The following is a 3,158-nucleotide window of genomic DNA, read 5'->3' on the forward strand; positions in this document are numbered from 1 at the left end:
TAGTTATGTTATCGACCAACTCCATGAGAAGCTGGCGCAACTGCTTCAATAATCGCCTTCCTGTTGAAGATGGGTCTGCCTTGCCAAAGCCTTGCCCGGCTGGTAAGGGAAAACAGCACCAGGGAGAGTCTGTTCAGCCTGGTTCCAGGCTTGCTGGCCATCGATACAACAGGTTGTCGTCCAACTGCTCTAATAGCAGCACCATGACGAAGCAGGAGGAGATGCGGCTGGCCTGCAGCCCGCCTGATTTCTTTTATGGTCTCCGACTTTTTAGAGAGGTCATCCCTCCTGCAAACCCACCTGAAGCCTGAGATGTTTACACGCTGTTATCTTCTCCTGTGCTTACAGGGCATCGGGTCCAAGAAGACTGCACTGCGGGAATCCTGGGTGTGTTTGCACCCTGCACCATGCTCAGTCCAGCCCAACTTGCCCGGGCCCAAGGCCGTGCCTCCGTCAGTACGGAACTCCATGCCCTCTGTCTCCAAGGCCATCCCCTGAATGAAACCCTCCTGGACCACCATGAGCAGAGCTGTCGCCAGGACCATGATGAAAGGCTGGAGATTGTCTACGGCCTGGGACGGCAGCCCGATCCCCACTTGCACCACTACCTGGAGGGTCAACTGGAACGCCTGAAACTGGTGCGGCTGGCGCTGCAACGGGGTCGTGATCCCGGCCTCATTCCCGGTGCGGGGGAGTGACGATGTTCGGTCCCCTCTCCTTCGTCGTCCCCCTGGCGCTGCTGCTGGCCTCCTGCGCGACAGCCTCCACATTTGTGGGGCAGCAACAGGTTGCAGGTCCTGCCGCCACTGCCGACGGCATCAGCGTCTACTTCAATCAACGACGCCAAACCCGCTACCGTAGCCCTCTCACGGACACCCTACGCCAGGGAGACGACCTGGAGCAGGTGGTGCTGGATGCCGTTGTCGGGGCGCAGCGCAGCATCAGCCTGGCGGTGCAGGAGTTGACTCTGCCCCGCATCGCCCAGGCCCTGGTGGAGCGTTACCGCGCCGGGGTACAGGTGCGGGTGGTACTGGAGAACAGCTACTCCACCCCGTGGAGTCGTCAGCACCCCTCCGAACTGGATGACCATGCCCGGCACCGCTGGCAACGGCTCCACGATCTGGCGGACGGCAACCAGGACGGCACCGTCACCCAGGCGGAACGACAGGCGGGGGATGCGGTGGCCCTGCTGCTGGAGGGGGGTGTGCCCCTCCTGGACGACACGGCGGACGGCAGTGCCGGCAGTGGGCTGATGCACCACAAGTTCCTGGTGGTGGACGGCCGGGAGGTGGTCACCGGCTCCGCCAATTTCACCAGTTCCGGCATCCACGGCGATGCTGGCGCCCCCCATTCCCGGGGCAACGCCAACCACATGGTGAGGATTCACTCCACTGCCTTGGCCCGTCTGTTCGAAGAGGAGTTCGCCCGCCTTTGGGGGGACGGCCCCGGTGGGCTGGAGGACGGCCGCTTTGGCCTGGGCAAGGGTGGTGGCGGCAGCGTTGGGCTGCGGCAGGGGGAAGGCCAGTTGCAGGTGCTCTTTGCTCCCCATCCCCGGCGGGACGGCAACAATGGTCTCGCCTTCATTGAAGGGGTGCTGGCCACAGCCCGCAAGCAGGTGGACATGGCCCTGTTCGTGTTCAGCGATCAAGGCATTGCCAACCGGCTGGAGACCCTGGCCCGGCGGGGCGTCAAGGTGCGCCTCATGGTGGATCCGGGCTTTGCCACCCGCAGCTACAGCGAACTGCTGGACCTGGCGGGGGTAGTGCGCCCCGACCGGCGCTGCCGGATTGAGGACGGCAACAGGCCCTGGCCACCGGGTTTGGCGGACGTGGGCGTTCCCCAGCTTGCGCGGGGGGACAAGCTCCACCACAAGTTTGCGGTGGTGGACAACACCACAGTGATCACCGGCAGCTTCAACTGGAGCCCCTCGGCGGCCCATCAAAACGACGAGACGCTGCTGGTGATCAGGCATCCCAAGCTGGCGGCCGCCTTTGATCGAGAATTCGGTCGCCTCTGGCAAAACGCGGAATTGGGCATCACGCCCCGCCTGCAGAGGCTGCTGGAGCGGGATCGGTTGCGCTGCCCGGAAACCGTGAACCTGGCGCCCCCCTCAGCCCTTCCGTAACCACAGGGCGGCATCAGGAGCGTGATAGGTGAGAATCAAGTCCGCCCCGGCACGACGAAAGCAGAGCAGAGTTTCCAGCACCACGGGGCGCTCCTCAATCCAGCCCCGCTCTGCCGCGGCTTTCACCATGGCATATTCACCGCTCACGTTGTAGGCGGCAATGGGCAGGGTACTCTTGTCCCGCAGCTTAGCCACAATATCCAGATAGGCCAGGCCGGGCTTGACCATGAGAATATCAGCCCCCTCACCGTTGTCTAGATCCGCCTCGATAAGGGCCTCCCTGCTGTTGGCTGGATCCATCTGGTAGCTGTCCTTGTTGGTGGGGATGGGCTTATCACCGCTGGCGCGGGGGGCGGAATCCAGGGCGTCCCGGAAGGGACCGTAATAGGCGGAGGAGTATTTGGCGGTGTAGGAGATGATACCCACGTCCGTGAAGCCGTGGTCGTCAAGGGTGGTGCGGATAACTTCCACCCGGCCATCCATCATGTCGCTGGGGCCAATCAGATCCGCGCCGGCGCGCGCCTGGGCCAGGGCCTGCTGGCAGAGAATCTCCACCGTCTCGTCGTTGAGAACCACCCCATGGGGACTCACGATGCCGTCGTGACCGTCACTGGAGTAGGGATCCAGGGCCACATCGGTCATGATCACCATGTGGGGGTGTTCCGCCTTGAGGCGGCGGATGGCGCGGGGGATCAAGCCGCCTTCGTTGAAGCACTCGGCACCATCCTCGCTTTTGAGGCCATCGGCCACCTTGGGGAACAGCACCACACAGCGGATCCCCAAATCCCAGGCGCGGCCCACCTCGTCCCCCAGGGCGTCCAGACACCAGCGCTGGCAGCCGGGCATGGAGCCAATGGGCTCGTTCCTGTCTTCCTCATGGACGAAGAGGGGGTAGATCAGATCCGTGGCCTGCAGAGAGGTCTGGCGCACCATGGCCCGCAGGGCGGGCGTGCGCCGCAGACGGCGGGGGCGGTGCAGCAGGTCCAGCATATGGAGGTAAGAGCTTTGATGATCCTACGGAATCCCCGGCAAC

4 protein-coding genes are annotated in these 3,158 nt (G+C 63.7%); 3 read left to right on the top strand and 1 reads right to left on the bottom strand.

The features are described from left to right. The 3 genes from FLM9_RS08385 to FLM9_RS05865 all read left to right on the top strand — a co-directional run. Positions 1-311, top strand: a 311-nt coding sequence (locus tag FLM9_RS08385; protein ID WP_218969743.1) for a hypothetical protein, incomplete at its 5' end; no start/stop codon positions are given. A gap of 96 nt (positions 312-407) precedes the next feature. Continuing rightward, complete coding sequence (locus FLM9_RS05860) at positions 408-698, top strand: hypothetical protein (protein ID WP_143324631.1); 291 nt, start codon at positions 408-410, stop codon at positions 696-698. Positions 699-700: 2 nt separating this feature from the next. Next, entirely contained in the window at positions 701-2,125 is a 1,425-nt protein-coding gene (locus tag FLM9_RS05865; RefSeq protein WP_074457693.1) for a phospholipase D-like domain-containing protein, read from the top strand. On the opposite strand, the gene hemB is transcribed toward FLM9_RS05865, so the two are convergent. After that, positions 2,111-3,112, bottom strand: coding sequence for a porphobilinogen synthase (hemB, locus tag FLM9_RS05870; protein WP_074457694.1), 1,002 nt, complete (start codon positions 3,110-3,112; stop codon positions 2,111-2,113). The two genes, FLM9_RS05865 and hemB, sit on opposite strands and share 15 nt — an antisense overlap. Between the last annotated feature and the right edge of the window lie 46 nt (positions 3,113-3,158).

The sequence above is a fragment of the Candidatus Synechococcus spongiarum genome, assembly GCF_900047545.1.
Taxonomy (GTDB): Bacteria; Cyanobacteriota; Cyanobacteriia; order PCC-6307; family Cyanobiaceae; genus Synechococcus_B; species Synechococcus_B spongiarum_C.